The organism is Panacagrimonas sp. (assembly GCF_965216805.1).
Taxonomy (GTDB): Bacteria; Pseudomonadota; Gammaproteobacteria; order Nevskiales; family Nevskiaceae; genus Panacagrimonas.
The window spans coordinates 2,277,819-2,304,061 of sequence record NZ_CBDCGN010000002.1 but is presented as its reverse complement, the minus strand read 5'-3'; the positions used below and the strand labels follow the sequence as shown (position 1 = coordinate 2,304,061).

The following is a 26,243-nucleotide window of genomic DNA, read 5'->3' as shown; positions in this document are numbered from 1 at the left end:
GTCGGAGACGCTCAGCCGTAGCTGCGGTCGAGGTAGGCGACGATATCGGCAGACTCGAACAGGGTGACGCCCGTGTTCGGATCGACCAGGTAGGGCATCTGCACCTTGCCCGCCGCTTCGCTCAGGAACTTGCGGTTGCGCTGCACCGGCGCGTACCCAGGTGCCAGCCTCGCCCGAAGCGGAGGAATCGGCAGCCAGTCCAGCCCCTGGCGGCGGCCGCAGTTGCGCAGGATGTAGGGGATTTCCCGTTCGCACAGGTACTCCCGAACGAAACGCGCGAATGGGCTCGCTTCGAAGCTGTACAGCTCCAGCATCTGCGGCGGTGGCCGCGTGGCGCTCGCGCAACGCTCGCCGCGGCCCAGGCGCAAGGCCGATGCTCCGAGCGAGCTGGCGGTTGTCAGCGCACGTGCCAGGGGTCCGCGACTGCGGCCGTCGCCGTAGGTGGCGGACAGGTAATCCACGATGGCGGCGGACTCGTAAATCTGCGTACCGTTGTTGGGGTCCACCAGAAACGGAAACTGCTGCCTGCCGCCGCGCTGCTGCACGAGCGGGCGGTGGCGCGTGCCGCCCTTGGGACAGGGATAAATCACAGCATCCAGATCGAGCGCGGTCAACGCCTCGCGCACAATACGACAATACGGACAGTTCTCGATGTCGTACAGCTCCAGCAATTGCGCCGGCTGCCGAGCGTCGGCGGCCACCTTCACTCCGCGTCCGCCGGCTGCCAGCGAGGCGGCCAGGGAGAGCCCTACGTCGAGTCCCCGATTCATGGTGTCGTTTCCCCTGCGATTGCGAGTGGATCGAATGCCGCGCTGTCCACCGGCACTCGGGCCGCCTGGGACACATCGGCCCAGGCGGCGGATTCGTATTCCTCCGACTTGAAGCGGCGCAGGCTCAGGGCGTACTCGGTGGCCAGGCCAGGGAACAGCGTGTGGTTCTCGCCGTGCGCGTCGAGGTACCAGCTGTTGCAGCCGGAGGTCCAGGTCGTGTAGCGCATCCGTCCCTGCACTTTGCGGTGGTAGTCGGTCATGACGTCGCGACGGACGTTCAGGTAGCGCAGGTCGTCGCGCAGCAGCGCCTGGACGGCCTGGGCGATGTACGCGGCCTGCGCCTCGGTGTAGATCAGCACCGATGTATGACCTGGCCCGGTATTGGGGCCCAGCATCATGAAGAAATTGGGCATCCCGCTGATGGCCACGCCCTTGTAGGCTTTGGCGCCGGCAGCCGACCACAACTGGGTCAGGCTCCGGCCACCGAGCCCGAGCATTTCGAACGGCGGTTCGGCGATTCCGACGCGAAAGCCGGTAGCCATGACCACGGCGTCGACTTCCACCTCGCGGCCATCGGCGGTCCGCAAGCCGCGGGCGGTAAAACCGGTGATGCCGTCGGAAATCAGTTCGACATTGGTCTTCTGTAACGCTGGGTAGTAGTCACTGGAAATAAGCACGCGCTTGCAGCCAATGCTGAAGCTGGGGGTCAGGCGGCGGCGCAGCGCCGGGTCTCGCACCTGCCAGAGGTTGTTGCGGGCCAGCAACTCCAGGCCCTTCTGCAAGGGCGAATCGAGGATCACCATCGGCGCAAAAACCAGCTCACTCAACGCAAGAATGGCGTTGCGCACGGCCCGCTGCGCGAGCGGAACACGGCGGAACAGGGCCTTGGTCCTGGCGCGCAGGCGACGATCAAACTTGGGCAGTATCCAGGGTGCGGTGCGCTGGAACAGCTTGAGCTGCGCGACCTGCGGCTGGATGGCTGGCACGACCTGTATCGCGCTGGCGCCAGTACCGACCACCGCTACGCGCTTGCCGGCGAGGTCCACTTCGTGGTCCCAGCGCGCGGTATGCATGACCGGACCCGCGTAATCCTCGCGGCCGGTAAGCTCGGGCCAGCTTGGCGTGACCAGTCCGCCAGCGGCCGACACCAGCACGCGCGCCGAGTACGTGAGTTGCGCGGCGGTGCGCAGCGTCCACAGGCCCGCTTCCTCGTCGAAGCGCGCGCTGACGACGTTCTGGCCGAAGCGCAGATGCGGCCGCAGGCCGTATTTTTCTGCGCAACGCTGGATGTAGGCCTGGATTTCGGCGGAGCCGGAGAACACGGAACTCCAGTCCGGGTTCGGCTCGAACGAATAGGAATAGAGCTGCGAGGGCACGTCGCAGGCACAGCCAGGATAGGTATTGTCGCGCCAGGTGCCGCCGACCTCGCTGGCCTGTTCCAGGATCAGAAAATTCGCTATCCCCGCCTGCTTCAGGCTTATGCCCATGTTGATGCCGGAGAAGCCGCTGCCGACGATGATCACGTCGTAAGGGCACTCGGCGGGGGCAGGTAGCGGTGAGCTCATGCGATACGGACTCGGCAAGCAGGAAACTGGAGGCGAAACCTGCCAGGCAGCCTTGCCGCGTTCGCGGCGCGGCTGCCTGGCAAGGCTGGGTGTCGAAACGGCTCGGTCGCGGGGCTAGGCGGCGAGGGCGGCCTTGAAGCCAGAGCCCTTCGAGTCGGCACTGTTGCGGAATGCCTCGTAGGCTTTGGCGGTATCGCCGGTGGCGTTGAACACTTCCTTCCACTTGCGGATCTGGCTGCGGTTGTCGTCGTCCCAGGGATGGAAGCTGGGCAGGTAGTACGGGAAGTAATGCCCCGTGAACAAGCGCGTGAGCAGGCCCTTGGGACCGATCTGCAACTTCAGGCATTTGAGCATCGAGCGCCAGTTGAGCAACTGCTTTTCCTTGTAGAGAAGGTAGAGCATGTGGCCCTCGACCATCGGCAGGAAGATCGCGCTGGCAATCAGCATCCCGGCGACGCGCTGCGGATAACTGCCGACGGCGTCCTGGAACACGTCGAAGGTCACCGACTTGTGCTCGGTTTCCTCGACGAAATGCCAGTACAGCATCGCCGCGACCTTCTTGTCGGAATCATCCAGCATGTCCGGATTGTCGATGAACACCGCCGCAAACGTCGCGGTGAAATGTTCGAACGCTGCCATCATCGACAGGTGCATGTCCTCCGGCGTCAGTCGTTCCAGTGTCGCGCGGATACGCTTGAAGCTGCGTTCCACCACGTCGAGTGGTACGCCCTGCTCGATCAGCGCGTTGTTCATGTCGTCATGTTCGCGCGCGTGGTAGTGCTCCTGCTTGATGAAGGCGATGCCCGCCTTGCGCACTTTCTCGTCCTGGAGGCGCGTGAGACTGCGACGGACGCACTGCATCACCCAGCGCTCGCCATCGGGTACGGCAGCCAGAATGGAATTGAAGAAGTGCGTGCTCCACGGATCGCCATTCATCCAGAAACGCGGAACGCTGTCCTTGTCGAGATTGAACCGCAGGTCGCGTGCCTCGACCTCGTCGTACCCGATGCTACGGTTTTCAAGTGCCATGGTCTTTCCTCATGCAGTGTGGGACTACGTGCAACGCATTCGGGTTATTCGTTAATCCGAATGCAACGGTTTGCGGGATTTTCTTCGGTCACCTCCCGCGCATGACCCCGGCAGTCGCAGGAAAACCGGGGAGGCATTCGTGCTAAGTGCGTTGTCATACTACGCAAGATAGCAATGCCCTCTCCGGCGCGCAAGGCCGTTCGCCGACAAGGGATGACGCGGGCTTCGACAGGGGTGCGCGGAGCACCCAAATCCCGTTTCAGAACTGGTACTTGATGAAGAAGCCGAGGTTGTCGCGATCCGCCAGCAGATTGTTGGTCCCGGCGCCGCCAAAGAGGTTGTGGACGATGCTCAAGGACATGGCTTTCTCGTAGCGAAACTCCAGGATCGAGGTCAGCGAGTAGCGTCCCTCGACGAAATTGAAATTGGGCGCCGGCGAATTGCCGTGCACGTCGTGCTGCCACAAGAACAGCGGCGCAATGCTGATCGATGGGAAAACCGATTCGTAGAGTATGCGGCTGACGATCCGATAGCCGCCGGAGAAGGCATGCGCGAACTGATCGCGCGAGGCTTGGTAGGGATTGAAACGGATGCCATCGGGGCCGACGGTGCAGGCCGGATTTGCCGAGCAGGCGAGCTTTGATCCGTTCGCGCCGCTACCGTCCGCGCCTGCGCTGGCATGGGTATAGGCGGTCAGGGGGCCTTCGATCTGCAGCTCGTCGAAGTCCGGAAAATCGACGACGTGCATGGCCGACACCTCGTAGGCGAAGAGCACCTGGCCGGCGCCGATCCAGTTTTCGGATGCGCCATACAGGCGCGTCGCCCCGAGCGTGTACTGCAGTGCGTGGGCCGGGATGTAGCCCTTGATACGGGTATTCGGCGGGTTCTCCCCGAGCACGCCGCCGCGGTAGGGGATGATGAATTGGGGAAGGCGCGTGCCGAATTCGGTACGCCGGCCAGCAGCAGGAACACGGTGTCCTGATAAGGCGTCTCGCCATTGGCATCGACGAAGTTTGCGTTGTCGTATACGACGACCTCGCCGGTGGTGTTTTGTCCCGTCGCCGTCGGGGTGCCGGTGCTGTCTTCGGCGAACGAAAGTGCCGCCGCGGTGCCCGCGCATTGCACGGTGTCTGACGTGCAGCTCGCGAGCGTGGGGCCCTGGGCGGCGAATCCGACATCAACCACGGAGACCTGCATCGGCAGATTGGGTCGGTAGGCGACTTCGCCCTGGAAGGAATATTCGCCGAACGTGGTGTTGAAGCTCAGCCCAAAAAGCTGGATGTTCCTGGGATAGGTGAGCTGCACCTTGGCGCTGTCGAAGGGAACGATTTCGCTCAACGGCTGTCCCGGCTGGAACACCAGCAGGTTCGCAACACCCGTGACTGCGTCCAGCGGGGTGCCGTCGACGCCGACTTGAGCCAGGAGCGCAGGGCGCTGGGCCAAAACATTGGCGAAGTCCAAGACCGCCTGCGCGACACCGGGCGTGTGCTCGACCAGCGAAAGGTTCGGACAGAGGTCGAGAATCTCGAAGGTGTTCAGCGCGTCCCGACCTTCTGGATTCCCGGCGGCCCGCATGCAGCTTGCGTTGGCCGAATAGGCATCGACATACGGCAGCCGGGAGTGATAGTTCATGAAGTACGCGCCGAACTGCGTCCCGTTGTTGAGATCCTCAGCGAAATATTCGAGGTTGATCCCGTACTGACCCGCACTGCCGGGTTCGTCGTCGCGCTCGCGCCCGATCGTCAGGGTTGTCCGCGCTACCAGGCCCAGGGGATTGGCGAGGCGCCTACCCAGCTTGTCGAAGTCGTCCGGTGCGGAGCCGAAACTGGCGTTGAGTACGTCCTCGCCCTGATTGTTGACGCCGAGATCAATGAAGGACATGAACGATCCGGGCGGAGGAATTTCCACCGGTTTCCATTCGAGCTGGTAAAAAGCGCTGACCGCCAGGTTGGTGGAGAAGGCCGTGGACAGGCTGATCATGTTGACCGGGATGAACAGGTCCTCCAGCAGCGCGTTGCCCAGGCGGAAGATGTTGTTGGCGTTGACTGGATTGGCCTGGCTGAGGCTGTTGAGGATCGTGACGGTGCTCTCGCCCCAGTTCACGACCTGGCGTCCGACCCGGACCACCACGTCCTGACCCGCCACGTCGATCGGCTTGGTGAGGTGCAGGTCGAGCAGGTCGTAGAAGCGGTACTCCCTAGAGATCTCTTTGGAGCGTTTCTGCCGCTCGAACGCGCCGCGGCCGAGCGTGGCCGGAAAGTAGCGGTTGGCAAAGGGGTCGCCCCGGGTCAGGACCGATTCGAAGTTTTCCGGCGTCACCTTGTTGGGGTGAGTCTCCGTAAAGTCGTAGTTCGCGGGGTCGTACACGCCCCGACCACGGACGAACAATTCGTAATCCCTCCAACGCAGCTTGATGTCGGTGGTGAGGACAAAGGGTGCCTGCGTGATGTCGCCCCTGTCGTAGTTCAGATTGCCATTGTCGAAATTCAACGAGCCCTGTCCGGGGGCATCACGGAGGCGCTCCGCCGGATAGACCTGCTCGCGGACGACGCCCTGGCAGAGCTGGAATATCCCAGCGCAGAGATCCGGATTGAGGTTCGACTTTCCTACCAGGTCATCTGAACGCTCTTCGAGACGGAACTGCACGCCGGCGCTCAAGGAATTGTTCGCGATGGCCTCGAACTCTTCGCCGAACAGCTCGAAACGATAGATGCCGGCCTGAGCCGAACCACAAAAAGTCAATACGCCAACCAACGACACGGTAAATGAACGGATCCGCATGTCTTTCCTCCAATGCGTTTTGCCTTTGCCGTCGTCTGCGTCCTTGAAGGCGCCGATCGCGGTCCAGGTTTGTGTGACGGGTTGATAAAGTCCAGGCCGCTGCGGTGCAGGGCCTGGCACGGTTTGTTTTCGTGAATCGCTCCTGGCTCGTTGCGGCTCGGACCACCGCCTGCCCGTATTACTTGGCGGCCCGCTTCTGGACCGACGTGGCCTCGAAATAAGCTTCGTCAAATTTCATCGAGGCGTCGGTGGGCTTGTCTTCGTTGGCCATCGCCGTCACGAAGTAACGGCCGCTGTTGAAGTGATAGACCACTTCCGGGACGGCAGTGGTGGTGAGCACGTTGCTCGCGGAGATCAGGTGCCCTTCCTGCAACTGCATCAACTGTCCCTGATGGTCGTAGTTGTCCCGCGCAAAGATCGACCAGCTGTCCTCGTCGATGTAGAAGACGATTTTCTTGAAGGTATGGCGCAGGTCGGACTTGTTCTCCGCTTCCACCACCCAGGCGCGATGCAATTCGTAGCGCGGCAGTGCCGGGTTCACATGCTTGGCGTGAGCAATATCGGAGTATTTGATGCTTTTACCCGCGATGCGATGCGAGTTGTACGGCATGTACATCTCTCGCTTGCCCACCAATTTCCAGGTGAAGCGCTCGAGCACGCCGTTGAACATGTCCACCTGGTCGTAGAACTGGTGGCCGTCGGTGCCCTCGTAGGGGTTGTCGCAGCACACCGCGGGCGCGCGCCGGATGCGCTTGAGTGCGGGGGCGTACAGCCAGGCGGCGCGCCCCTCGGGTCCGGTACCGGCTTTCTCGTGCGCAACGATGAACGTGCCAGCCAGTCGCGGCGGCGCCAGGGTCTCGGATACGTACTTGATCAAGGGCACGCCCGGCTCAAGGATCACGGCCGGCTGCAGAGTCAGATTTCCATAGTAGAAATTCACGTCCTCGACGATTTTCGTGAGGTTGAATTTTCCGTCGAGCTGCACGATCATCTGGTTGTTGTAACGGCGGGCCGTCGCCCCGCGGTACTTCAGCTTGTGATTCCAGATCGGTTCCGCGCCAGACTGCGGGACGGGGAACGGAATTCCGAGCTTTGCCCCACGCGGGAAGTCCACCCCTTCAAGACTTGCCGTGGTCGCATTGGCGACGGTTGCGTCCAGGATCTCCTTGGGGAAGGTGGCATTTCGATGCGTCGGGTAGACGTTCATCTTGTAGGTGTCGGGATAACGCTTGAGCAGCTCCTTGTGGCCGACGGTCAATTTGTCAGCGTACTGCGCCATGTTGGCGGCGGTGATGGTGAACAAGGGCTTCTCGGCGTCGATCGCTGGATTGCTCGGCTAGAAATCCTTTAGCGCGCCGCTCTGCGACATCGGTGTCCACTCGGGAATGGTCCCGGATTTGTTCCCGACCTTCTCGGCTCCAACCGGTGTCAGGTCCTTGCCCAGTCGAGCTGCTTCCTCGGGTGTGGCCTTGGCCACGCTCGGCTGCACGACGAGCAGGCACGACGCGGTGAGCGCCGTTCCAACGAGTTGTATCAATCTCATTATGAGTCTCCTTGAATTGTGGTTGTGCCCGGAATACGGCGTGCACAGATCGAATCCGTGTTCCAGCTTGATCCTGCTACCAAACGAACGTTCGTCAGATTAATGACGCGCATTCAAGATGAACTGGGTGATCGTCTTCATGTCGGCGCGCGCCTCGGACACCAGCGGATAGAAGATGGGCCATGCATGCGGCATGTCGGGCCGCATGAGCAAGCGAGCGCTGGTGCCGGCGGCGCGAGCACGTGCTGCGACCGCGTAGGCGTCGTCGCGCAAGCATTCCTCGTCGCTGGCGCTGATCAGTAGGGGTGGCAGGCCCTCGAATTCGCCACGCAGCGGCGAGCCCCGGGGATCTGATCGGTCGTGACCCTGCAAATACACCTCGCCCATCATCCGGATGACGTTCTGCGAGAGCATCACGTCACTGCGGTCGTTCTCCGCCCAGCTAGCCGCGTCGCCGCTGAGATCGGCGCCGGGCGAAATCAGCACGGCGCAACGGGGCATGGGCAGGCCCTCCGCGCGCGCGCATTGCAGCGTGGCCAGGGTCAGGTTGCCGCCGGCCGAGTCGCCGCTGACGACCAGGTCCGCAGGGTCGGTCCCACAGTTGATCAGTTCCCGGTAAACCGCGAGGCAATCGTCGGGTGCGGCGGGGAACGGATGCTCAGGCGCAAGGCGGTAGTCCGGGAGGATCACCTGCGCCTGCAGGCGCCGGGCCATTGCCCCACAGAAGGGATGGTAAGTGCCAAGCTTGCCGCCGATGAAGGCACCTCCATGCAGGTGCAGGATGGTCAGGCCCGCCTTGCGCGGCGCGAGGCGCTCGCAGGGTACGCCGGCAAAATTCATCTTGCGCGCCGATACCCCGAGCGGAAGGTAGGACGGAAAGGGCGCGTCGTCGAGCACGCGGCGGAAATGACGGACGGCGTGCTCCTTGGACGCGAACTCGCGTTTGAGCATCGCGCGGAACAGGCGCTTGGTGGCGATGGCGCTGAGGCTGGTCATGTTGGCCGTCCCGTCAGTCCGCGGCCAGGCGATAGCCCAGGCCCAAGGCGCGCGCGTAGAGTTGCGGAAAGGCGCGCTTGGCACGCCACATCAGGCGACCATCCCACTGCGGGAGCACGTAAAGCTGGTTGCGGTCCATGGCGTCCAGGGTCAGGCGGGCCACTTCTCCGCTGTTGGTGAACGCCCACTTCTCCATCGCCTTGGCTGCAAACGTCTTGCGGTCGTTGGGGAAACGGCTGTCGTTGATGATGTTGGTGGGCACGATCGTCGGACACAAGGCACTGACGTGAACGCCGGTGCCCGACAACTCGGCTGACAGGGTCTCGGACAGCGACAGCACCGCCGACTTGGTGACGTTGTAGGTAGTCATCTCCGGTGCCGCCGCAAAGCCAGCCGCAGACGCCGTGTTGATGATTCCCCCGTAACCGAGCTTGCGAAAGCGCGGCGCGAACTCGTGACAGCCGTGAATGACGCCCCAGAGGTTCACCGACAGGCACCAGCGCCAGTCTTCCAGCGAGACATCGCCGATGCGTCCGCCCACGCCGACGCCGGCGTTGTTGACGATCACCGTGGTGGCACGTCCGAACAATCCGTCGGCCTTGGTGGCCAGTTCTGCGAATTGCTTTTCGTCTCCGACATCGCAGGTATATGCAAGGCCACGGCCGCCGAGATCATCGACCTGGCTCGCCGTTTGCGCGGCGCGCTCCTGATTGATGTCTACGCACAACACCGTGCCGCCGCGGCGCGCCAGCTCCAGCGCAAAACTGCGGCCGATGCCGCTGCCGGCGCCAGTCACGATGGCTGCGGCGCACTGGCTCAACTTCAAACTCTTGGGGCGACTCACGATTGCATCTCTCCACTTCGAATCAATGACGGAAAGGGTTGGCCGGGCGCGGCGCCAAACAGCGCGCAACGCCCGCCGACGCCATGGTTCTCAGGCAACCGATTTGAGCTTGGTCACCGGGACTTCGCCGATGAAGGCCTTGAATGCCTTCGTGGTGTCGCCGGTGGCTTCGAAGGTGTCCTTCCAGCTGCGAAGCTGCGCGCGGTTGTCGTGGTCCCAGGGATGGAAGTTGGGCGAGTAGTAGGGGAGGTAGTGCTTGACCAGCAAGCTCATGAACCCCGGCTTGGTGAACTGGAATTTCAGCCCCTTGAGCGCCGAACGCCAGTTGAACAGGTGGCCGTCCTTGGCCACGAGCACCAGGCGCTGGTACTCGCTGATGGCGAGGAAAATGCCCGTCATCAACACCATCCCGGCGATGCGCTTGGGATAGCTGCCTACGGCATCCTGGTAGACGTCGAAGGACACCGACTTGTGCTCGGTCTCTTCGATCATGTGCCATGCGATCATCGAGCCCAGCGCCGGATCGAAGTCCTTGAAGATTTCCGGGTTCTCGACGAATACCGCGGAGATGGTGCCGGTAAAGTGCTCGGCAGCAGCCATGGTGGAGAGCTGCATGTCCTCGCTCAGGATCTTCTGCAAGAAGATGCGCATGCGCTTGAACGCGGCCTCCACCTGGTCCACCGGCACGCCGTGGGCCATGACGGCCTGGTTCATGATGTCGTGTTCGCGGGCGTGGTAATGCTCCTGCTTGATGAAGTCGATGCCGGCCTTGCGCACCTTTTCATCGCTGAGCTTCACCAGGTTCTTGCGCACGCACTGCATCACCCAGCGTTCGCCATCGGGCACCGCGGCGAGCAAGGCATTCCACCAGTGGGTGCTCCACGGATCGTTGTTCATCCAGTATTTCGGCACGTTGGTCATGTCGAAGTGCAGGTCTCGCGGCTTGACTTCGTCGTAGCCGATCTTGCGGTTTGCCAATGCCATGTTTCACCTTCCTTTGGGTTGCGTGATGTTGCTGGTGGAATGCGGAGCTACCTGCGGGGTACAGGCACGCGCTACGCATGTACGTTCTGCAAAGAGCTGGCTCCTCAACCGTGATCAGGCTGCGGCCGGGACGAGTACTTCTGTTCGCGTGAAGTGGTAGTGCGACATCGGCGAATGCTTGGCGCGCCACTGCGCCTCGACCGACGTCGAGGGACGCAGCATCGGCGCGTCGCCGTGACGGTCGAAGTAGTAACTGTTGGAACCCGAACAACTGTGATTCACGAACACGGTTCTCTGCTGCCGGCGCTGGATGTCGGTGAAATAGCGCTCGTGCGGTCCCTGGCGGATTTCGACGCAGGTGTTGCCGGTCTTGCGGGCCTCCTTGATGCAGCGCACCGCATGCAGGGAGTGGTTCTCTACCATCTTGAAGTACGAAGAGCCGGTGAGCGCGTAGGGCCCCAGCATGCCGAAGTAGTTGGGGAAGTTCGGAATGGTCGTGCCTTCATAGGCCTGATAGCGCTGGTCCTCCCAGAACTGGCCCAGTTCGAGACCGCCACGACCATGGACCTCGAACGAGGGCAGGTTGCCCTTCTCGAACACCTTGTAACCCGTGGCCGTGATGAGGACGTCGATCTTGCGTTCCTTGCCGTCACGGGTGCGCACGCCATCTTCGGTGATGCACTCGATGGGATCGGTAACCAGCTCCACGTTGTCGCGGGTGTAGGTCTTGAAATACTCGTTGGAGAAGGTGGGGCGCTTGCAACCGAAGCCGTACTTGGGCGTGAGCTTCTCTCTCAGTTCCGGGTCGTTGGGAATCTGCTCGAGCAGGTTGTTCTTGCCTCCGCTCTCTGCCCAGCGAACAAGACCCGGGATCTGGCGGTTATAGAGTACGGCGCCGACCATGAGCGACTCGGTCAATGCGTCGGCGACGAGGCGCACTGCACGCTGAGCCAGGGGTATCGCCCGGAACGTGGACCTCATCCAGGCGGGGATCTCCGCGTCGGGCTTCTTCAGCACCCAGATTGGAGTGCGCTGGTAGACGTCCAAGTGAGACACCTTGCGAGCGAGTTCCGGCACCATCTGCACTGCCGTGGCGCCGGTGCCGATGACGGCGACTCGCTTGCCGGTGAAGTCGTATTGGTCGTCCCAGTAGCCGGTGTGGACGACGAGGCCCTTGAACGTGTCCAGACCCTGGATGTCGGGCTTCTTCGGAGCAATCAGGCCGCCGCTGGCACTGATGATGTAGCGGGACGTCAGCATGCTGCCGTCTTTGAGGTGTACCTGCCACAGGTGCAGGTCCTCATCGAACACCGACTTCAGCACGTCCACGCCGAAGCGTGTCTTGGAGTAGATGCCGTACTTGGCGGCCACGCGCTGCGCGTAGCGCTGCAACTCGTCACCGGGCGCGAAAACGCGCGACCAGTTGGGATTCTGTTCGAAAGAGAACGAGTAGACGAAGGAACTGATGTCCACCGCAATGCCGGGATACCGGTTGTCGCGCCAGGTCCCACCAACATCCTTGGCACGTTCCAGAATTACGAAGGAGTCGATGCCGTTCTTCTGCAATTCGATGGCCGCTCCCATGCCTGCGAAGCCGGCACCGACGATGATGACCTCGTAGTCGGGCTTGCCTTGGCGCCGTGACGATGCGCGGTGCTCGATTTCCACCAAGCCAAGGTCGGTGCCGGACCGGGTTTTGGACCTGGGCGGGGCGGGACGGTTTTTCGGGGATCCATCGGCCATTGTCTTGAACTCCGTGTGTAGTGGCCGCGCACCACGGGGCGCGGCCGGTTGTGCTGGGGGGATTTCTGGAAGCGCGCTAGGACTTCATGCCAGCCATCAGGGGATTGAGCAGGGTCTGCGCAAGCCACTGGTAGCGGATGCCCACCGTGCGCTGCACGACGTCGATGACGTGGGCATCCGGACCCACCAGGATGCGCGGACGGTTGCCAAGAATTCCGCTGATGATGATCTGCGCCGCTTTTTCGGGCGTCGTCAGCGTCATCCGCGCGAACCACTTCTCGAATTTGGCGCGGTCGGCGTTGGCACTGGCAGTGGCCAAGCGCGAGGTTTTGGCGATATTGGTACGGATGCCGCCGGGGTGAACGCAACTGACCTCGACCGGCAGCCGCGCCGCTTTCATCTCAATCCGCAAGGCCTCGGTATAGCCCCGCACGCCGAACTTGGCCGCGTTGTAGGCGCTGGTCAGGGGCCCTGAAATCATGCCGTACATGCTGGAGACATTGACCACATGTCCGTCACGCGACTCGATCAGTTGCGGCAGGAAGGCTTGAGTGCCGTAGCACACGCCCCAGAAGTTGATGCCCATCAGCCACTCGAAATCTTCCCACTTCATCTCTTGTACAGAGGCGGCCAATCCGACACCTGCGTTGTTGATGACCAGGTTGGCGGGCGCCTTGAAGTCCTTCTTCACCGCGGCGGAATGCTTGTAAAACGCCTCGCGGTCGGCGACGTCGAAGCTGTAGGCCTTCGCGTCTCCGTTCGCCGATTTGATGAGCCGCACCGTCTCGGCGACTGCATCCGCCTGAATGTCCGATGCCGCGACGCGACAGCCACGCCGCGCCAAGTCGACGGCCACCGCCCGTCCGATGCCGCTGCCGGCGCCGGTGACTGCGGCGAGTTTGCCTTTCAGTGATTTCACTGCGTCTCCTCTACGATTTTGTGAATGGTTTTTGCGTGTCCAGTCCTGCGCGCAGACTCAGGCGGCCTTGCCTAGCACCGCGTAGGCGGCTTCCGTGGCGGGACGCACATCGCCGGATTCTGCGTAGGTCTCGATCCAGCGGTCGTAGGCTTCGAGGTCGCCGTGACTCCAGGGCTCGAAGCCGGGCTTGAACCAGCTCAGGTAGTGGCCCATGAGGTCGAAATAGAACCCGCCTCGCCGCGGCTTGAACATCCACCACAGGCCCTTGCCCCAGAGCCCGATTCGCTCCCTTGCCGTGTAGCCGTCGTTGCGCAGGACGTGTTCCAGGATGGGGAATACGAGGGCGTGAAACACGATGCTGATGTAGGCCATCATCAGCACGCGCGGGATGTAGCCGACCTTGGCCTGGTTCTTCAACAGGTCGAACGCAACCGACTTGTGCTCGATTTCCTCGGCGGCGTGCCAGAAGTACAGCGCGCGAACCCGTTCGTCGGCGCCGTCGAACAGATGGCTGCTGCGGCCCAGGATGGCGTGCGCCATGGACGCCGTCAGGTGCTCGGCGCAGGCGGTCAAGGTGAGCTGCATGCGCGGCGACAGGATCTTTGTGTGCGCTGCGAAGAACTTGCGTAGCACCTCGGTAATCAGCTCGATGTCCACGCCCTGCCGGCCGAGCCGGTTGTTGTAGGCGTTGTGCAGGATTCCGTGCAGACCCTCCTGTCGGATGAAGTCCTTCAACTCCTGCTGCAATGCAGGATCCTGCAGCCGGTCCTTGAACTGGCGCAGGGAGACGATGAAGAACTTCTCGCCCTCGGGCAGGGTGGTGGAGAAGGCGTCGAAGAAGCGGGAGCGGAACACATCGCCGTTCGCCCAGTTGACCGGAATGCCTTCTGCAAAATCCAGCTCGCGCGGGTGGCGAGGGACCAGTTTTCGACGTGCGAGAGCGTTGCTCATGGGGTGGTCTCGATGATGGGTGTCGGGGTTCGGCAAGGCCCGCTGCGCGCTTTGCTGCACTGCGGACCTGGCTTCGTGTTCGTTGCAGAGTGCGGTGTGACACTACGCATAACGAATATTGATCAATCCGAGTCCATGGTGTCAACTCACTTGCCAGTGAACATCACGTAACAGTCGGAAAAAAATGATTATTTAGTGCCAGCGAGCGTCAGGACCGTGGTGCCGGCCTGCTCCAGCGGGCAGGAGGACCACTCGGCCCGCGTGCGTGCGCGAGGGAGTTTGCCTCGTGCGCAGAGCGGAACAAATAATAACTAACAACCGTTAGAGTACGGTTCAGGAAAAACCAACCGGAGAGCAGTTCATGAGCGATATGCGATACGACGGCAAGGTGGCGGTGGTGACCGGCGCAGGACAGGGGCTGGGCCGCAGCCACGCGATGTTCCTGGCCTCTCGCGGGGCCAAGGTGGTGGTCAACGATCTCGGTGGCAGCACCGATGGCAGCGGGGCCTCGAAGACCCCGGCGCAGAAAGTCTGCGATGAGATCAAGGCGGCCGGCGGAACTGCCGTCGCGAATTACGACTCGGTTTCCAGCGAGGCCGGTGCGCGCGCCATCATCGACGCGGCAGTCAAGGCCTACGGCCGCATCGACATTCTCGTGAACAACGCCGGCATCCTGCGCGACAAAGCCCTGAAGAATGCGGGCGAGGCCGAGATCAAGCCGGTCATCGACGTGCATCTCTACGGCACCATCTGGTGCACGCTGGCGGCCTGGAACCTGATGCTGGAGCAGGGCTACGGTCGTGTCGTCAACACCACGTCGGCCGCGGGATTGTTCGGCAATTTTGGCCAGACCAATTACGGCGCGGCGAAGATGGGCATCGTGGGCTTCTCGCACGTCGCCGCCATCGAAGGCGCCAAGGCCAACGTCAAGGTCAACGTCATCGCCCCGGCTGCCCGCACGCGCATGACCGAACAATTGCTCGGGCCGATGGCGGAAAAGCTCGCACCGGAGCTGGTTACGCCGGTCGTCGCCTACCTTGCGCACGAGAGCTGCGAAGTCAGTGGCGAGACCTACAGCTGCGGCGGCGGGCGGGTGGGGCGCGTGTTCGTCGGCGTGGTGCCGGGCTACTACAAGCCGCAGCTTTCGGTGGAGGACGTGCGCGACAATCTTGCTGAGATCCGCGACACCTCGAAGTTCGTGATCCCGAAGAACGCGATGGAAGAGATTGGCCTGTTGATGAAGGTCTCGGCGGGGAAGTGAGCCAGGGCATGAAGGAAGGAAACCGCGCGCGCCTCGTGTCCAAGACCCTGCGCCTGGTCACGCGCGCCGGACTCAAGCCGGTGTTCTCCACCCGCCTGCCGCTGCTGGTGCAGCGCAGCGTCATCAGTGCGGCCTCGCGGTTCTTTCCTCGGCCCCAGGGTGTGCGTGACGTGGAGCATTACCTGGACGGCGTGCTCGCCCGTCGCCTGATCCCCGAGGGTGCCCCCGACGGGAGGGCGATCCTGTACCTGCACGGCGGCGCGTACGTGCTCGGCTCACCGGGCACGCACTTCGGGATCGCCGCGCGCATTGCCCTGGCCTCGGGCTGCGAGGTCTTCGTGATCGACTACCGGCTGGCGCCGGAGCATCCCGCGCCGGCCGCCCTCGACGATGCGGTGAGTGCCTGGAAGGCCTTGACCGCCTCGCACGGCGCGGTCGCGCTGGCCGGCGACTCGGCCGGTGCGGGTCTGGCGCTGGCGACGGCGGTTGCGCTGCGCGACGCCGCGCTCGTCGCACCGCGGGCGCTGGCGCTGATTTCGCCCTGGGTCGATCTGACGCTCTCGGGCGAGAGCATGCAGACCCTGGCGGCCGCCGATCCCCTGCTCAGCCGCAACTGGCTGGCCTGGGCAGCCGCGCATTACGCGAACGGACGGAATCTGGACGATCCCATGCTCTCGCCGCTGTTCTCGCCGCTGGCCGGGCTGCCGCCGGTGCTGATCCACGTCGGCAGCGACGAGGTGCTGCTGTCCGACACGCAGCGGCTGGAGACCGCGCTGCGCGCCGCCGGCGTGGAGGTGCAGAGCCGCGTGTACCAGGATCTCTGGCATGACTTCCAGCTCCAGGCCGGGCTGATGCCGGAGGCTGACGAGTCGCTGGATACGCTCGGCCGCTTCCTGCGCGCTGGGTTGGAGCCTGCGGCCTGCGCCGTCAACGCAAAATCGATTTGACAGGAGAAGGTCAATGAACGCACCGCTGATTCCGCCACTGCCCGCCGGGGCGCGCAAGCCGCGCGTCGTGATCCTGGGCGCCGGCATGTCCGGCCTGCTCATGGCCATCCAGCTCAAGCGCGCCGGCATCGAGGACTTCTCGATCTACGAGAAGCGCGAGGAAGTGGGCGGCACCTGGCGCGAGAACCGCTATCCGGGTCTGGCCTGCGACGTGCCGGCGCATTACTACACCTACAGCTTCGAGCCCAACCCCGAATGGCACCACCGGTTCGCGCGCGGGCCGGAGATCCAGAACTACATGCGGCATATCGCCGACAAGTACGATCTGCGACGCCATATCGTGTTCAGCGAGGAAGCGGCGGACGCAAGGTTCGACGGCCGGCGCTGGCAGGTGACGATGAAAAGCGGGCGCGAGGACAGCGGCGAATTCCTGGTGTCGGCCTGCGGGTTCCTGCATCACCCGCGCGAGCCGGAGATTCCAGGGCTCGGGCGCTTTGCCGGCAAGCGCTTCCACTCTGCGCGCTGGGACATGAGCGTGGATCTGAAGGGCAAGCGCATTGGCCTGATCGGCACCGGGTCCACCGGCGCGCAGATCGTCAGCGCGGTGTCCAAACTGCCGTGCCAGCTGAACGTATTCCAGCGCACCCCGCAATGGGTGTTCCCGCTCCCGGACCGCGAGTATCCGCTGGCCGAACGCGAGCTGCTGAAGCGCTTCCCGATCATCGCGCGCACCGCGTACAAGTTTTTCGATCAGAGCTTCGACCGGGTGCTGGCCCAGGCGATGATTCAGCCGGGCTGGCAGCGGCGGATGGTGGAGGCGCTGTGCCAGTGGAATCTTGATCGGGTGAAGGATCCACTGCTACGCCGGCAGCTGACGCCGGATTATCAACCCATGTGCAAGCGCATCATCATGTCCTGGGATTTCTACCCCGCCATGCAGCGCCCCTCCGTGAAGCTGGTCGTCGACCGTATCGAGCGCGTCGAGGAACAAGGCATCCGTACCAGCGACGGGCAGTTGCATCCGCTGGACGTGCTGGTTCTGGCCACCGGCTTCAACACGCACGAATACATGCGCCCGCTGGAACTGACCAACGCCAAGGGGCTGACGCTGAGCCAGGCCTGGAACGAGCGCGGTCCGCATGCCTACTACAGCCTTGCGATTCCTGACTTCCCGAATTTCTTCCTGCTCGGTGGGCCGCACAGCCCCTTGGCGAACGGCTCGGTGATCCGCTACACCGAGGCACTGGTCGCCTACGTCATGCAGTGCATCGGGCATTACGGCCAGGGGCGATTCAACACCCTGGCGCCGCGGCAGGATGCGACCGATGCGTTCTACGACGGCCTGCGCGAATCGATGCAGGGCACGGTCTGGGTCAGTGGCTGCCAGAACTGGTACATCGGAAAAGATGGTCTGCCGGAAGTCTGGCCGCGCCGCCCGCGCGAATTCAACGAAGCCCTGCGAGAACCAAAGCTGGAAGCGTTCGAGCTGGGTTGACCGGGCGGGCTTGAGCCTTCGATGGGGCTGAACGCAAGCGCAGCGTTTGACGCGTCAGCCCGGTGGAGTCCGCCCTGGGCCTCTTGCGTCCGATCAAGAACAGGGCGGTTGGCCTTTGCCAACCGCCCCGCAGAACTTACAGCGCGAGACCGAGCAGGCCGGCGAGCAACTGCGAAAGAAGCGCCACGACCGGGCTCAGCAGGTTGAGCACCGGTGTCAGCACCACGCCCAGCGGGCCGAGGCTCGCGACCAGGCCGTCAACGAGGTGAGTCACCGATCCCAGCAGCGCATCGGCAAAACCCTGCTCGTCTCCACCCTGCAGCAGTCCGAACGACCCGCTGACGTCGAAGAGCAGATCGGATGCGGGCGCCAGAACGCCCGCCACCACGCCGCCGCCGGGCAGGCTGGTGAGACCGAGTGGACTGCTGAGGACCCCCGACAGCGTGTTGGTCACCTGCTGCAGGATGCCGGCAACGGGTCCAACCGCCCCACCGGCCGCAATCTGCCCGAGCGCCGTGGAGAGCTGCGCCTGCAGGGCCACGACGGTATCGAGCAGGCCATTGAGCTCGACCCGGTCGGCAACAGGCGTGCTGGCAGCGATGGTGACGGACAACAGGATCTCACCGGCGGCGGCCGTGACGCACAGCAGCTGATCCAGCACTGGCGCGACCAGTTGCGGGTCGCCGCCGCTGCTCAAGGCCTGGAGCGAAGCGGCGCCACCGGCCGTTGCATCGACGAGGTCCAGCACGTCGTTGACCAGCGCGGTGAGCTGGGCGGTAGTGGCGGCCACCGCAGGCTGGCCGCTCAGGCCCGAGGTCAGCGAGTTGGCGAGCGTCGTCTGCAGGCCGTCCAGCGTGCCGGCAACGCCGGCGCATCCGAGGTCCGCGCGCGTCTGGATGTCAGGGGGCGCGGAGGAGCTATCTCCGGAGGAGTCAGATCCTGAATCGCAGGCCGAAAGGCCCAGCGTGGCGGCAAAAACGGCGCTGATGGTGAACGTGCGAAGAGGAAGCGGGGAAGACATCTGAAACTCCTATGGGGGGAAATGAGAAAAACCTGCAAGCAGGTCGCTGATTGAGAGTAGTCAAGCGTAATGCGTTGTGGGACTGCGCACAACGCGCTCATTGCGATCTCGGATTCTGGAATGACGAGAGGCCCGAATTGGCAGACGGGTGGCGTCGTCCGGTCTGGCCCGGGTCGATTACGGAGCGAGAGGCTCGGGTCGAGGTGCCGCTTGCGCGGACGACAGCATCAGGATGCCGGCGGTGACCAGGGCGGTGCCGGCAAGCTGGATCGCGGTGATCGGCTCGTCCAGCAGCCAGGCCGCCAGCAGCAGCGTGCTGGCGGGGCCGACCATGCCGGCCTGCGTTGCGTGACCCGCGCCAATATTCCGCACCGCGACCATGGTCATGAAAATCGGCAGCGCGGTGCACACTGTTCCGTTGAGCAGCGCGAGCCACCACACCGGCGCGGGCAGCTCCAGCAAGCGGCCAACCGGGCGTAGCAGCGGGTATTGGGTCAGGCAAAGCAACGTGGAGACGCACAGGGCCAGGGCCACCAGGCGCAGTGCGCCGATGCGTTGCATCAGGCCCTCGCTGAGCAGCAGGTACACCGCGTACATGACGGCACTGATGCCGATCAGCGTGGCGCCCCAGACCATGTTCGGGTGTCCGATGACGCTCAGCTCATGCTGGAAGATCAGGGCGATCCCGGCGTAGGCCACGACCAGCGACAGCCATTGCACAGGCCGCACGCGGCGCCGAAGGAACAGGATGCCGAGCAGCAGCACGAAGCTGGGTGTGAGGAACAGGATCAATCGTTCGAGGCCGGCGCTGACGTATTGCAGGCCGATCAGGTCGAGCATGCTTGAGGCGTAATAGCCCATGAAGCCGAGCCCGGCGACGCGCAGCAGATCGCCCGCGCGCAGACGCGGCGTCTGACGCCAGGTCCACACCGCGACTGCCAGGAACAGCGGGCCCGCGGTCAGCATGCGCAGGGTGATCACGTCCACCGCGTCAAGGCCATGCTGGTACAGCAGCTTGACGAAGACGACCTTCGCCGACAGCAGGACGGCACCGGCCGCGGCCAGAGCCAGGCTGCCGCGATGACTCATGCGGATACGGTCCGCAACCAGGACAGCGGAATTCATGGTGATCGTGAGGTGACGACGGCCCGCCGACGCGGCGGGCCGGGGTTCAGTGGCGTCCGGGCACCAGACAGGAGTGGATGGACTCGTCGCCGGGAACCTGTCGCGCCAGCGTCTTGATGGCGAGTTCTGCGTCCACCAGGTCGAAGTCATGGGTGTGCATCTTCTCGACCGGGACGCTGCCGGATTCGATCAGGTCGATGGCGCTGCGATACCCGCTGGAGGTCACGCCGATGGCGCCCTTGACGGTGATCTCCTTCATCACGATGTGGTCGGAGACGAAGTCCGGAATCGGTTTGAAGCCCTTGACGCCAGCCAGCACGACGGTGCCGCCAGGGCGCACGAAGTACAGTGAGTCGAGCACCGGCCGTGTGGAATACGAGGACACGTCCACCACCACTTCGGCGCCGACGCCGTCGGTGAGTTCGGCGACGCGCTTGCGCGCATCTTCGTTCTCGACGTCGATGCAGTGGTCGGCGCCAAACTGTCTGGCGATTTCCATCTTCTTTGCATCGGCCGCAAGGCCGGTGACGATGATCTTCTTCGCACCTGCACGGCGAGCGGCGATCACGCTGGACAGGCCGCGCTGACCCGGACCCATGATGACCACGGTATCGCCCGGCTTGGTACGCGGAATCTCCACCGCCCAGCGAAAGCCCGCGCCGAGCGGATTGAACATCACCGCAATCTCCGGCTTCAGCGCCTTGCTCATCTTGTGGACGATGGCGTTCGGATGCAGGTACATGTACTCCGAATACGCGCCCCACAAACCCGGAGCGTCGCTCAGCGGGATATAGGAATAGATGCGCCGATCGCCGCACAGGTGATAGCGGCCCGACAGGCAGGTGTTGCAGCAGTGGCAGGCAATCATCGTCTCCACCGCCACGCGATCACCCACGTCCACCTTCCAGCGCTTCGCGGCGCGATCACCGATCTTCTCGATGATGCCCAGGGGTTCGTGACCGGGCACCACCGGCATCGGCATGCCCAGCACGTCTTCAAATTGTTCGTAGTCGCTGCCGCAGATGCCGCATACCTCGACCCGCAGGATCGCCGAGTCCTCGTCGATGTCGGGCAGGGGAATATCCATTTTCTGCAACCGGCGTTTGGCGGTCAGAACCATCGCAAGACTGCTTTTGGGAAGCATGCCGATCTCCTCGCTCAGAAGTTGAAATCTGCCTCGGGCCAGCATACTGTCTAACAGTTGTTAGGGAAAGGGCGACGATGCGCGGCCTGCCGTTTCTCCCGGATTCAGATGTTCCAACGCTCACAGGAGTTTCCACGATGACCGCAACTTCCCCGGCCCGCGGCAGCGCGCTGCGTATTCCCATGATGAGTGTCGACGAGGCCCGCACGATCGCCGCGCGCGAGGGCCTCCCCGAGATCATGGCCCCGCTCAGCGTGTTCCGCGTGCTGCTGCACCACCCGGCCCTGGCGCGCTCGCTGGGCGGCCTGCTGAAGATGCTGCTGCTGGAGGGCAATCACCTCGATGGCCGCTTGCGGGAGCTGATCATCATGCGCATCGGCTGGCTCACCGGGTCCAACTACGAATGGACCCAGCACTGGCGTTACGCCCGCGACATGGCCATCCCCGAGGCGGTGCTGCTGGCCTGCCGGTCGTGGGAAAGCGCCACGGTGCTCACGCCCGCGGACCGCGCAGTGCTGCGCGCAACCGACGAGACCATGGAATCGGGCCGCATCTCGGACGCCACCTGGGCCGAGTGCGAGCGTCACATCGAAAGCGTCGAGGCGCGGCTGGAACTGGTGGTGGCCATCGGCAACTGGCGCATGTTCTCGCAGTTGTTGCTGACGCTGCGCATTCCGCTGGAAGAGGGCCTCGAAGACTGGATGCCCGACGGGCTGCGCCCGGCCCGCGCGCCGCAGGATTTCTGATTCTGATCGCGGGGCGCGCCTGCTGAGACGCAATCGTCGAATCACCGTCGACCCGCGCGCTCGTGATATTCGCGGCAATGAAAACCCCGTCGGGTCAGGCGGGGCACACAGAAAACACCGTTGCAAGTGCAACTTGAACCGAGGAGACAAAATGATGAGATTGGGAAGTGTGGAGTTCGAAAAGCGGGGCGCCATTGCACTGGTGACCCTGGATGAACCGGGCAAGCTCAACGCATTGTCAGCAGGCATTCGCGACGGAGTGACCGCGAGCCTGGCGTGTATCGAGGCCGATCCGGATATCCGCGTCGGCATCATCACCGGCAGTGGTGAAAAGGCCTTTTGTGCGGGCGCAGACATCAGCGGCTTCGATTTCTCGGCCGATGCTGTGAAGCAGTTCATCGAGGAAATCGTCACCTTCCTCGCCTCCCCCGAGTCGTGCAGCAAGCCGCTGATCGCGGCGGTCAACGGCATGGCCTTTGGCGGCGGCTTCGAGTTGGCCATCGCCTGCGATTTCATCCTGGCCTCGGAGCGGGCGACCTTCGGTGTGCCAGAGATCAAGCTGGGCCTGCTGCCGGGCTTCGCGGTGGTGCGTCTGGCCGAGATGGTCGGCCGACCGAAGGCCAAGGAGATGTCGATGCTCGGCGATCCCGTCAGCGCCGACGAGGCGGTACGGCTGGGCATCGCACTCCGCGCGGTGGCGCCCGAGCGCCTGATGGAAGAAGCGCTGGCGATGGCCGAGAAGATCGCCTCCAAGCCGCAAATGGCGGTACGCATGGCCAAATCCTTCTATAACCGCGGTCTCGGCGGCGATGACCTGCGTGCCGCGCGCGACGGCTTTCCGTTCCTGTTCATGACGCCGGATGCGCGCGAGGGCGTGACCGCGTTCCGCGAGAAGCGCAAGCCAAAGTTTTCCTGAGATTTTCTTTTCAACTTACGGAGTTCCGATGTCCAGTAAACGCAAGCCCATACGCACCGCGATGGGTTATTCAACGCCCGACCGCATCGTCGTTCGCGGGTTCGACCTGCCGGGCGAATTGCTCGGCCATATCAATTTGGGCGACATGGCCTTCCTGGAGATGATGGGGCGAATTCCCACATCGCAGGAATCGGTGCTGTTCAACGCGCTGGCAGTGACCCTGGTCGAGCACGGCCTGACGCCCAGCGCGCTGGCCGCAAGGCTCACCTACGCCGGCGCCCCCGAATCCATTCAAGGCGCTGTCGCCGCCGGCCTTGGCGGCCTGGGCACGGTGTTCGTGGGCACCACCGAAGGCTCCGCCAAGCTGCTGCAGGAAGCGATCCCCGACCCGAAGAACCCTGGCGATCTTGATGCGCTGGCCCAGAAGATCGTCGCCGACTGGCACGCGCGCAAAGCCATCCTGCCGGGCATCGGACATCCGCTGCACAAGCCGATCGATCCGCGCACCCCGCGCCTGTTCGCCATCGCCCGCGAGCAGGGCTTCGACGGCCCGTACATCGCACTGATGGAGCGTGTCGCCGCCGAGGCCGCACGGGTCTACGGCAAGGTGTTGCCGATCAACGCCACCGGCGCCATCGGCGCCTGCTGCTCGGAACTCGGCATCGCCTGGACCGCCTGCCGCGGCATCGGCGTGCTGGCGCGCGCCGTTGGGCTGGTCGGCCACATCATGGAAGAAATGCACTCGCCCATCGCCAGGGAAATCTGGACCCGAGCCGAGGACGAGGCGCGCGACCACGCGCTCGGCACGCACAGCGACAGCTGAGACGCGTCCATCACCACACCAACACCGAGTATCAACATGATCGATGCCTTCATCTGCGATGCCGTGCGCACGCCTTTCGGCCGCTACGGCGGCATTCTCGCCAGCATCCGCGCCGACGATCTCGCGGCACTTCCGATCCAGGCGCTGATGCGCCGCAACACCGGCGTTGACTGGTCCGCGCTCGACGACGTGATCTACGGCTGCGTCAACGGCGCCGGCGAGGACAGCCGCAATGTCGCGCGCATGGCCCTGCTGCTGGCCGGCCTGCCGCAGGAGGTGCCCGGCGGCACCGTCAACCGTCTGTGTGGGTCCAGCCTCGACGCGGTGGCCACGGCCGCGCGCGCCATCAAGGCTGGCGAGGGCGATCTGCTGATTGCCGGCGGGGTGGAGAGCATGACGCGCGCGCCCTTCATCATGGCCAAGGCCGACAGTGCGTTTCCGCGTGCCGTGAAGATCGAGGACAGCACCATCGGCTGGCGGTTCATCAATCCGCTGATGAAGGCGCGCTACGGCGTGGACAGCATGCCCGAGACGGCCGAGAACGTGGCCGAGCAGTTCGGGATCGAACGCGCTGCGCAGGATGCGTTCGCGCTGCGCAGCCAGCAGCGTTATGCCCGCGCGCTGGCCGAGGGATTCTTCAGGAACCAGATCGAGCCGGTGCTGCTGCCGCAACGGAAGGGCGACGCGCTGCGCCTGGACAGCGACGAGCCGCCGCGTCCCGACACCAGCCTTGAGGGCCTGGCCAAGCTCAAGGGCATCGTGCGCCCGGACGGTTCGGTGACGGCCGGCAATGCCTCGCAGGTCAACGACGGCGCCTGCGCGATGCTGATCGCCTCGGCCGAGGGCGCGAAGCGTCACGGGCTCAAGCCGCGCGCGCGCGTGGTGGCGGCCACCACCATTGGCAACGCGCCGCGCATCATGGGCTTTGCGCCGGCACCGGCGGTGAAGAAACTTCTGGCGCGCACCGGCCTGCGCATCGACCAGATGGACGTGATCGAACTCAACGAAGCGTTTGCCGCGCAGGGTCTTGCGGTGACGCGCGACCTGAGGCTGGCCGACGACGATGCGCGGGTCAATCCCAACGGCGGCGCGATCGCGCTCGGTCATCCGCTGGGTGCTTCCGGCGCGCGCCTGGTCATGACGGCGGTAGCGCAACTGGAACGCAGCGGCGGACGCTATGGCCTTTGCACGATGTGCATCGGCGTAGGCCAGGGTATTGCGCTGATCGTCGAGCGCGTATGAGCGGCCGGGCACCACCTCAATCGCGACCATGACCTCGTCCGAGCACTTCGACCCGCGCGACGCGGAGGTGATCCAGAACCCCTTCCCGGCGCTGGCGCGGCTGCGCGAGCACGAACCCCTGCACTACAGCGAGGCGATGGCGGGCTGGGTCATCACGCGCTACGAGGACGTGCGCAATTCCATGCGCGATCCGCGTTACTCGGCCAACCGCCTGCGGCCGTTCTTCGCGCACATGGACCCGACGCGGCGCGAGCGCCTGGCGGCGCTGGAGAAGAACCTTTCGCTGTGGGCGGTATTCAACGATCCGCCCGATCACGGCCGCGTGCGCAATCTGATGAACAAGGCCTTCACCACCTCGGCTCTGGCGCACATGGAAGGGCGCATTGCCGAGATGGTGGAATCGCTGGTGGACGAACTCGCGGAGCAGGACGGCGAAGTCGATTTCATCCGCGCCTTCGCCTACCCGCTGCCGGCGATGGTCATCGCCGAAATCCTCGGTGTGCCGCGCGAAGACGTGGCGCACCTGAAGCGCTGGTCCGATGAACTGGCCTCCTTCGTGCTGACCTCGCGTCTGTCGCCCGATCGCTACGGCCGTGCCGACGCCGCGATCCGCGAGATGCACGATTATTTCGGGCAGATGGCCAAACGGCTGCGCCGGCATCCGGACGGCGGCATTGTCGCGCGCATGGTCGCTGCCGAGGAAAAGGGTGATTTTCTTTCCGAGGACGAGCTCGTCGCCGCCTGCGTGCTGCTGCTGTTCGCCGGTCACGAAACCACGACACAGCTGTTCGGCAACGGCCTTTATGCCTTGCTGCGCTGGCCTGAGCAGTTGCAGCGCCTGCGCGACGGCCTGCACGACCGCAGGCAGGTCGAGAACGCGGTCGAGGAAATCCTGCGCTGGGATGGGCCAGGTCTGGCCGGTGTGCGCGTGCTGAACGAAGACGTCGAAATGCACGGACAGCGGGTGCCGGCGGGCAGTCGCATCTTCCAGTTCGTGGCCGCGGCCAACCGCGATCCCGGCGTGTTCGCCGATCCCGACCGTTTCGACATATCGCGCGATCCGAATCCGCACCTGACCTTTGGCTATGGCATCCACTTCTGCCTCGGCGCGCCGCTGGCCAGGATGGAGGCGCGCATCGGCTGGCCGATCCTGCTGAAAAAATTGCGCGACATCGAACTGGTGGAGACGCCGCGGTTCAGCGACTCGATGATCGTGCGCGGGCTCGAGGGCCTGCGCGTGCGCTGCCGCGCGGCCTGATTGTTGGCGGACCCGCGTCGATGCGGCGCGGGGTGCGGGGCGCGCTCAACGCATTGCAGGCATGGTCCATAGACCGTTAAACTGTCGAACGCTTGTTAGATCGCCGGCGTGTCGGCCGCCGCCGACCCAGACCCGAGAGC

At 64.0% G+C, this 26,243-nt stretch carries 23 protein-coding genes and 1 pseudogene; 8 read left to right on the top strand and 16 right to left on the bottom strand.

All coding sequences use genetic code 11. From position 1 onward, the window contains the following. Positions 1-11 precede the first annotated feature (11 nt). From ACOOHP_RS10980 to ACOOHP_RS10920, 13 genes and pseudogenes are all read right to left on the bottom strand, one after another. Complete coding sequence (locus ACOOHP_RS10980; protein WP_420466464.1) at positions 12-770, bottom strand: glutathione S-transferase N-terminal domain-containing protein; 759 nt, start codon at positions 768-770, stop codon at positions 12-14. Further along, entirely contained in the window at positions 767-2,335 is a 1,569-nt protein-coding gene (locus tag ACOOHP_RS10975) for a flavin-containing monooxygenase (RefSeq protein ID WP_420466463.1), read from the bottom strand. Before ACOOHP_RS10975 ends, ACOOHP_RS10980 begins: the two co-directional genes overlap by 4 nt. A 114-nt stretch (positions 2,336-2,449) precedes the next feature. Next, entirely contained in the window at positions 2,450-3,364 is a 915-nt protein-coding gene (locus ACOOHP_RS10970; RefSeq protein ID WP_420466462.1) for a metal-dependent hydrolase, read from the bottom strand. A 259-nt stretch (positions 3,365-3,623) separates the two neighbouring features. After that, a complete protein-coding gene (locus ACOOHP_RS10965) occupies positions 3,624-4,484 on the bottom strand; it encodes a DUF1302 family protein (RefSeq protein ID WP_420466461.1) in 861 nt (286 codons plus the stop codon). Positions 4,485-4,507: 23 nt separating this feature from the next. Beyond that, a pseudogene (locus ACOOHP_RS10960) lies at positions 4,508-6,145 on the bottom strand (DUF1302 domain-containing protein); the annotation flags it as partial. Between the two features lie 178 nt (positions 6,146-6,323). Beyond that, complete coding sequence (locus ACOOHP_RS10955; protein ID WP_420466460.1) at positions 6,324-7,448, bottom strand: DUF1329 domain-containing protein; 1,125 nt, start codon at positions 7,446-7,448, stop codon at positions 6,324-6,326. Between the two features lie 33 nt (positions 7,449-7,481). Further along, entirely contained in the window at positions 7,482-7,688 is a 207-nt protein-coding gene (locus ACOOHP_RS10950) for a hypothetical protein (RefSeq protein ID WP_420466459.1), read from the bottom strand. A gap of 99 nt (positions 7,689-7,787) precedes the next feature. Then, positions 7,788-8,639, bottom strand: coding sequence for an alpha/beta hydrolase (locus ACOOHP_RS10945; RefSeq protein ID WP_420466458.1), 852 nt, complete (start codon positions 8,637-8,639; stop codon positions 7,788-7,790). Positions 8,640-8,697: 58 nt separating this feature from the next. Beyond that, positions 8,698-9,528 carry an SDR family NAD(P)-dependent oxidoreductase gene (locus tag ACOOHP_RS10940; RefSeq protein ID WP_420466457.1) on the bottom strand — a complete coding sequence of 277 codons (831 nt, stop codon included), beginning with the start codon at positions 9,526-9,528 and terminating at the stop codon, positions 8,698-8,700. A gap of 90 nt (positions 9,529-9,618) precedes the next feature. Then, the gene (locus ACOOHP_RS10935) at positions 9,619-10,512 is read right to left on the bottom strand and encodes a metal-dependent hydrolase (protein WP_420466456.1); all 894 of its coding nucleotides are present in this window, start codon (positions 10,510-10,512) and stop codon (positions 9,619-9,621) included. A gap of 114 nt (positions 10,513-10,626) precedes the next feature. After that, a complete protein-coding gene (locus ACOOHP_RS10930; RefSeq protein WP_420466455.1) occupies positions 10,627-12,180 on the bottom strand; it encodes a flavin-containing monooxygenase in 1,554 nt (517 codons plus the stop codon). Between the two features lie 151 nt (positions 12,181-12,331). Next, a complete protein-coding gene (locus ACOOHP_RS10925; RefSeq protein ID WP_420466454.1) occupies positions 12,332-13,174 on the bottom strand; it encodes an SDR family NAD(P)-dependent oxidoreductase in 843 nt (280 codons plus the stop codon). A 57-nt stretch (positions 13,175-13,231) separates the two neighbouring features. Then, positions 13,232-14,125, bottom strand: coding sequence for a metal-dependent hydrolase (locus ACOOHP_RS10920; RefSeq protein ID WP_420466453.1), 894 nt, complete (start codon positions 14,123-14,125; stop codon positions 13,232-13,234). Between the two features lie 361 nt (positions 14,126-14,486). On the opposite strand from ACOOHP_RS10920, the gene ACOOHP_RS10915 reads away from it, so the two are divergent. Genes ACOOHP_RS10915 through ACOOHP_RS10905 form a run of 3 tightly spaced genes read left to right on the top strand, consistent with a single transcriptional unit; the run spans position 14,487 to position 17,828 of the window. Next, positions 14,487-15,386, top strand: a complete 900-nt coding sequence (locus tag ACOOHP_RS10915; RefSeq protein WP_420466452.1) for an SDR family NAD(P)-dependent oxidoreductase — start codon at positions 14,487-14,489, stop codon at positions 15,384-15,386. Positions 15,387-15,394: 8 nt separating this feature from the next. Then, complete coding sequence (locus ACOOHP_RS10910) at positions 15,395-16,333, top strand: alpha/beta hydrolase (RefSeq protein WP_420466451.1); 939 nt, start codon at positions 15,395-15,397, stop codon at positions 16,331-16,333. Between the two features lie 13 nt (positions 16,334-16,346). After that, the gene (locus ACOOHP_RS10905; RefSeq protein ID WP_420466450.1) at positions 16,347-17,828 is read left to right on the top strand and encodes a flavin-containing monooxygenase; all 1,482 of its coding nucleotides are present in this window, start codon (positions 16,347-16,349) and stop codon (positions 17,826-17,828) included. A gap of 136 nt (positions 17,829-17,964) precedes the next feature. On the opposite strand, the gene ACOOHP_RS10900 is transcribed toward ACOOHP_RS10905, so the two are convergent. From ACOOHP_RS10900 to ACOOHP_RS10890, 3 genes are all read right to left on the bottom strand, one after another. Then, entirely contained in the window at positions 17,965-18,849 is an 885-nt protein-coding gene (locus ACOOHP_RS10900) for a hypothetical protein (protein ID WP_420466449.1), read from the bottom strand. Positions 18,850-19,026: 177 nt separating this feature from the next. Further along, positions 19,027-19,974 carry a DMT family transporter gene (locus ACOOHP_RS10895; protein WP_420466448.1) on the bottom strand — a complete coding sequence of 316 codons (948 nt, stop codon included), beginning with the start codon at positions 19,972-19,974 and terminating at the stop codon, positions 19,027-19,029. Between the two features lie 46 nt (positions 19,975-20,020). Then, the gene (locus tag ACOOHP_RS10890; RefSeq protein WP_420466447.1) at positions 20,021-21,118 is read right to left on the bottom strand and encodes a zinc-dependent alcohol dehydrogenase; all 1,098 of its coding nucleotides are present in this window, start codon (positions 21,116-21,118) and stop codon (positions 20,021-20,023) included. A gap of 137 nt (positions 21,119-21,255) precedes the next feature. Here ACOOHP_RS10890 and ACOOHP_RS10885 point away from each other — a divergent pair, with 137 nt between their 5' ends. The 5 genes from ACOOHP_RS10885 (at position 21,256) to ACOOHP_RS10865 (ending at position 26,103) form a co-directional block, all read left to right on the top strand. Next, positions 21,256-21,864: a carboxymuconolactone decarboxylase family protein gene (locus ACOOHP_RS10885; protein ID WP_420466446.1), complete on the top strand. Its 609-nt coding sequence runs from the start codon at positions 21,256-21,258 to the stop codon at positions 21,862-21,864. A gap of 154 nt (positions 21,865-22,018) precedes the next feature. After that, positions 22,019-22,780 (top strand): enoyl-CoA hydratase/isomerase family protein, encoded by a 762-nt coding sequence (locus tag ACOOHP_RS10880; RefSeq protein WP_420466445.1) that lies wholly within the window; start codon positions 22,019-22,021, stop codon positions 22,778-22,780. Between the two features lie 28 nt (positions 22,781-22,808). Further along, positions 22,809-23,603, top strand: coding sequence for a citryl-CoA lyase (locus tag ACOOHP_RS10875; protein WP_420466444.1), 795 nt, complete (start codon positions 22,809-22,811; stop codon positions 23,601-23,603). A gap of 36 nt (positions 23,604-23,639) precedes the next feature. Beyond that, complete coding sequence (gene pcaF, locus ACOOHP_RS10870) at positions 23,640-24,845, top strand: 3-oxoadipyl-CoA thiolase (protein ID WP_420466443.1); 1,206 nt, start codon at positions 23,640-23,642, stop codon at positions 24,843-24,845. A 28-nt stretch (positions 24,846-24,873) separates the two neighbouring features. Beyond that, complete coding sequence (locus ACOOHP_RS10865; RefSeq protein WP_420466442.1) at positions 24,874-26,103, top strand: cytochrome P450; 1,230 nt, start codon at positions 24,874-24,876, stop codon at positions 26,101-26,103. Positions 26,104-26,243 lie beyond the last annotated feature (140 nt).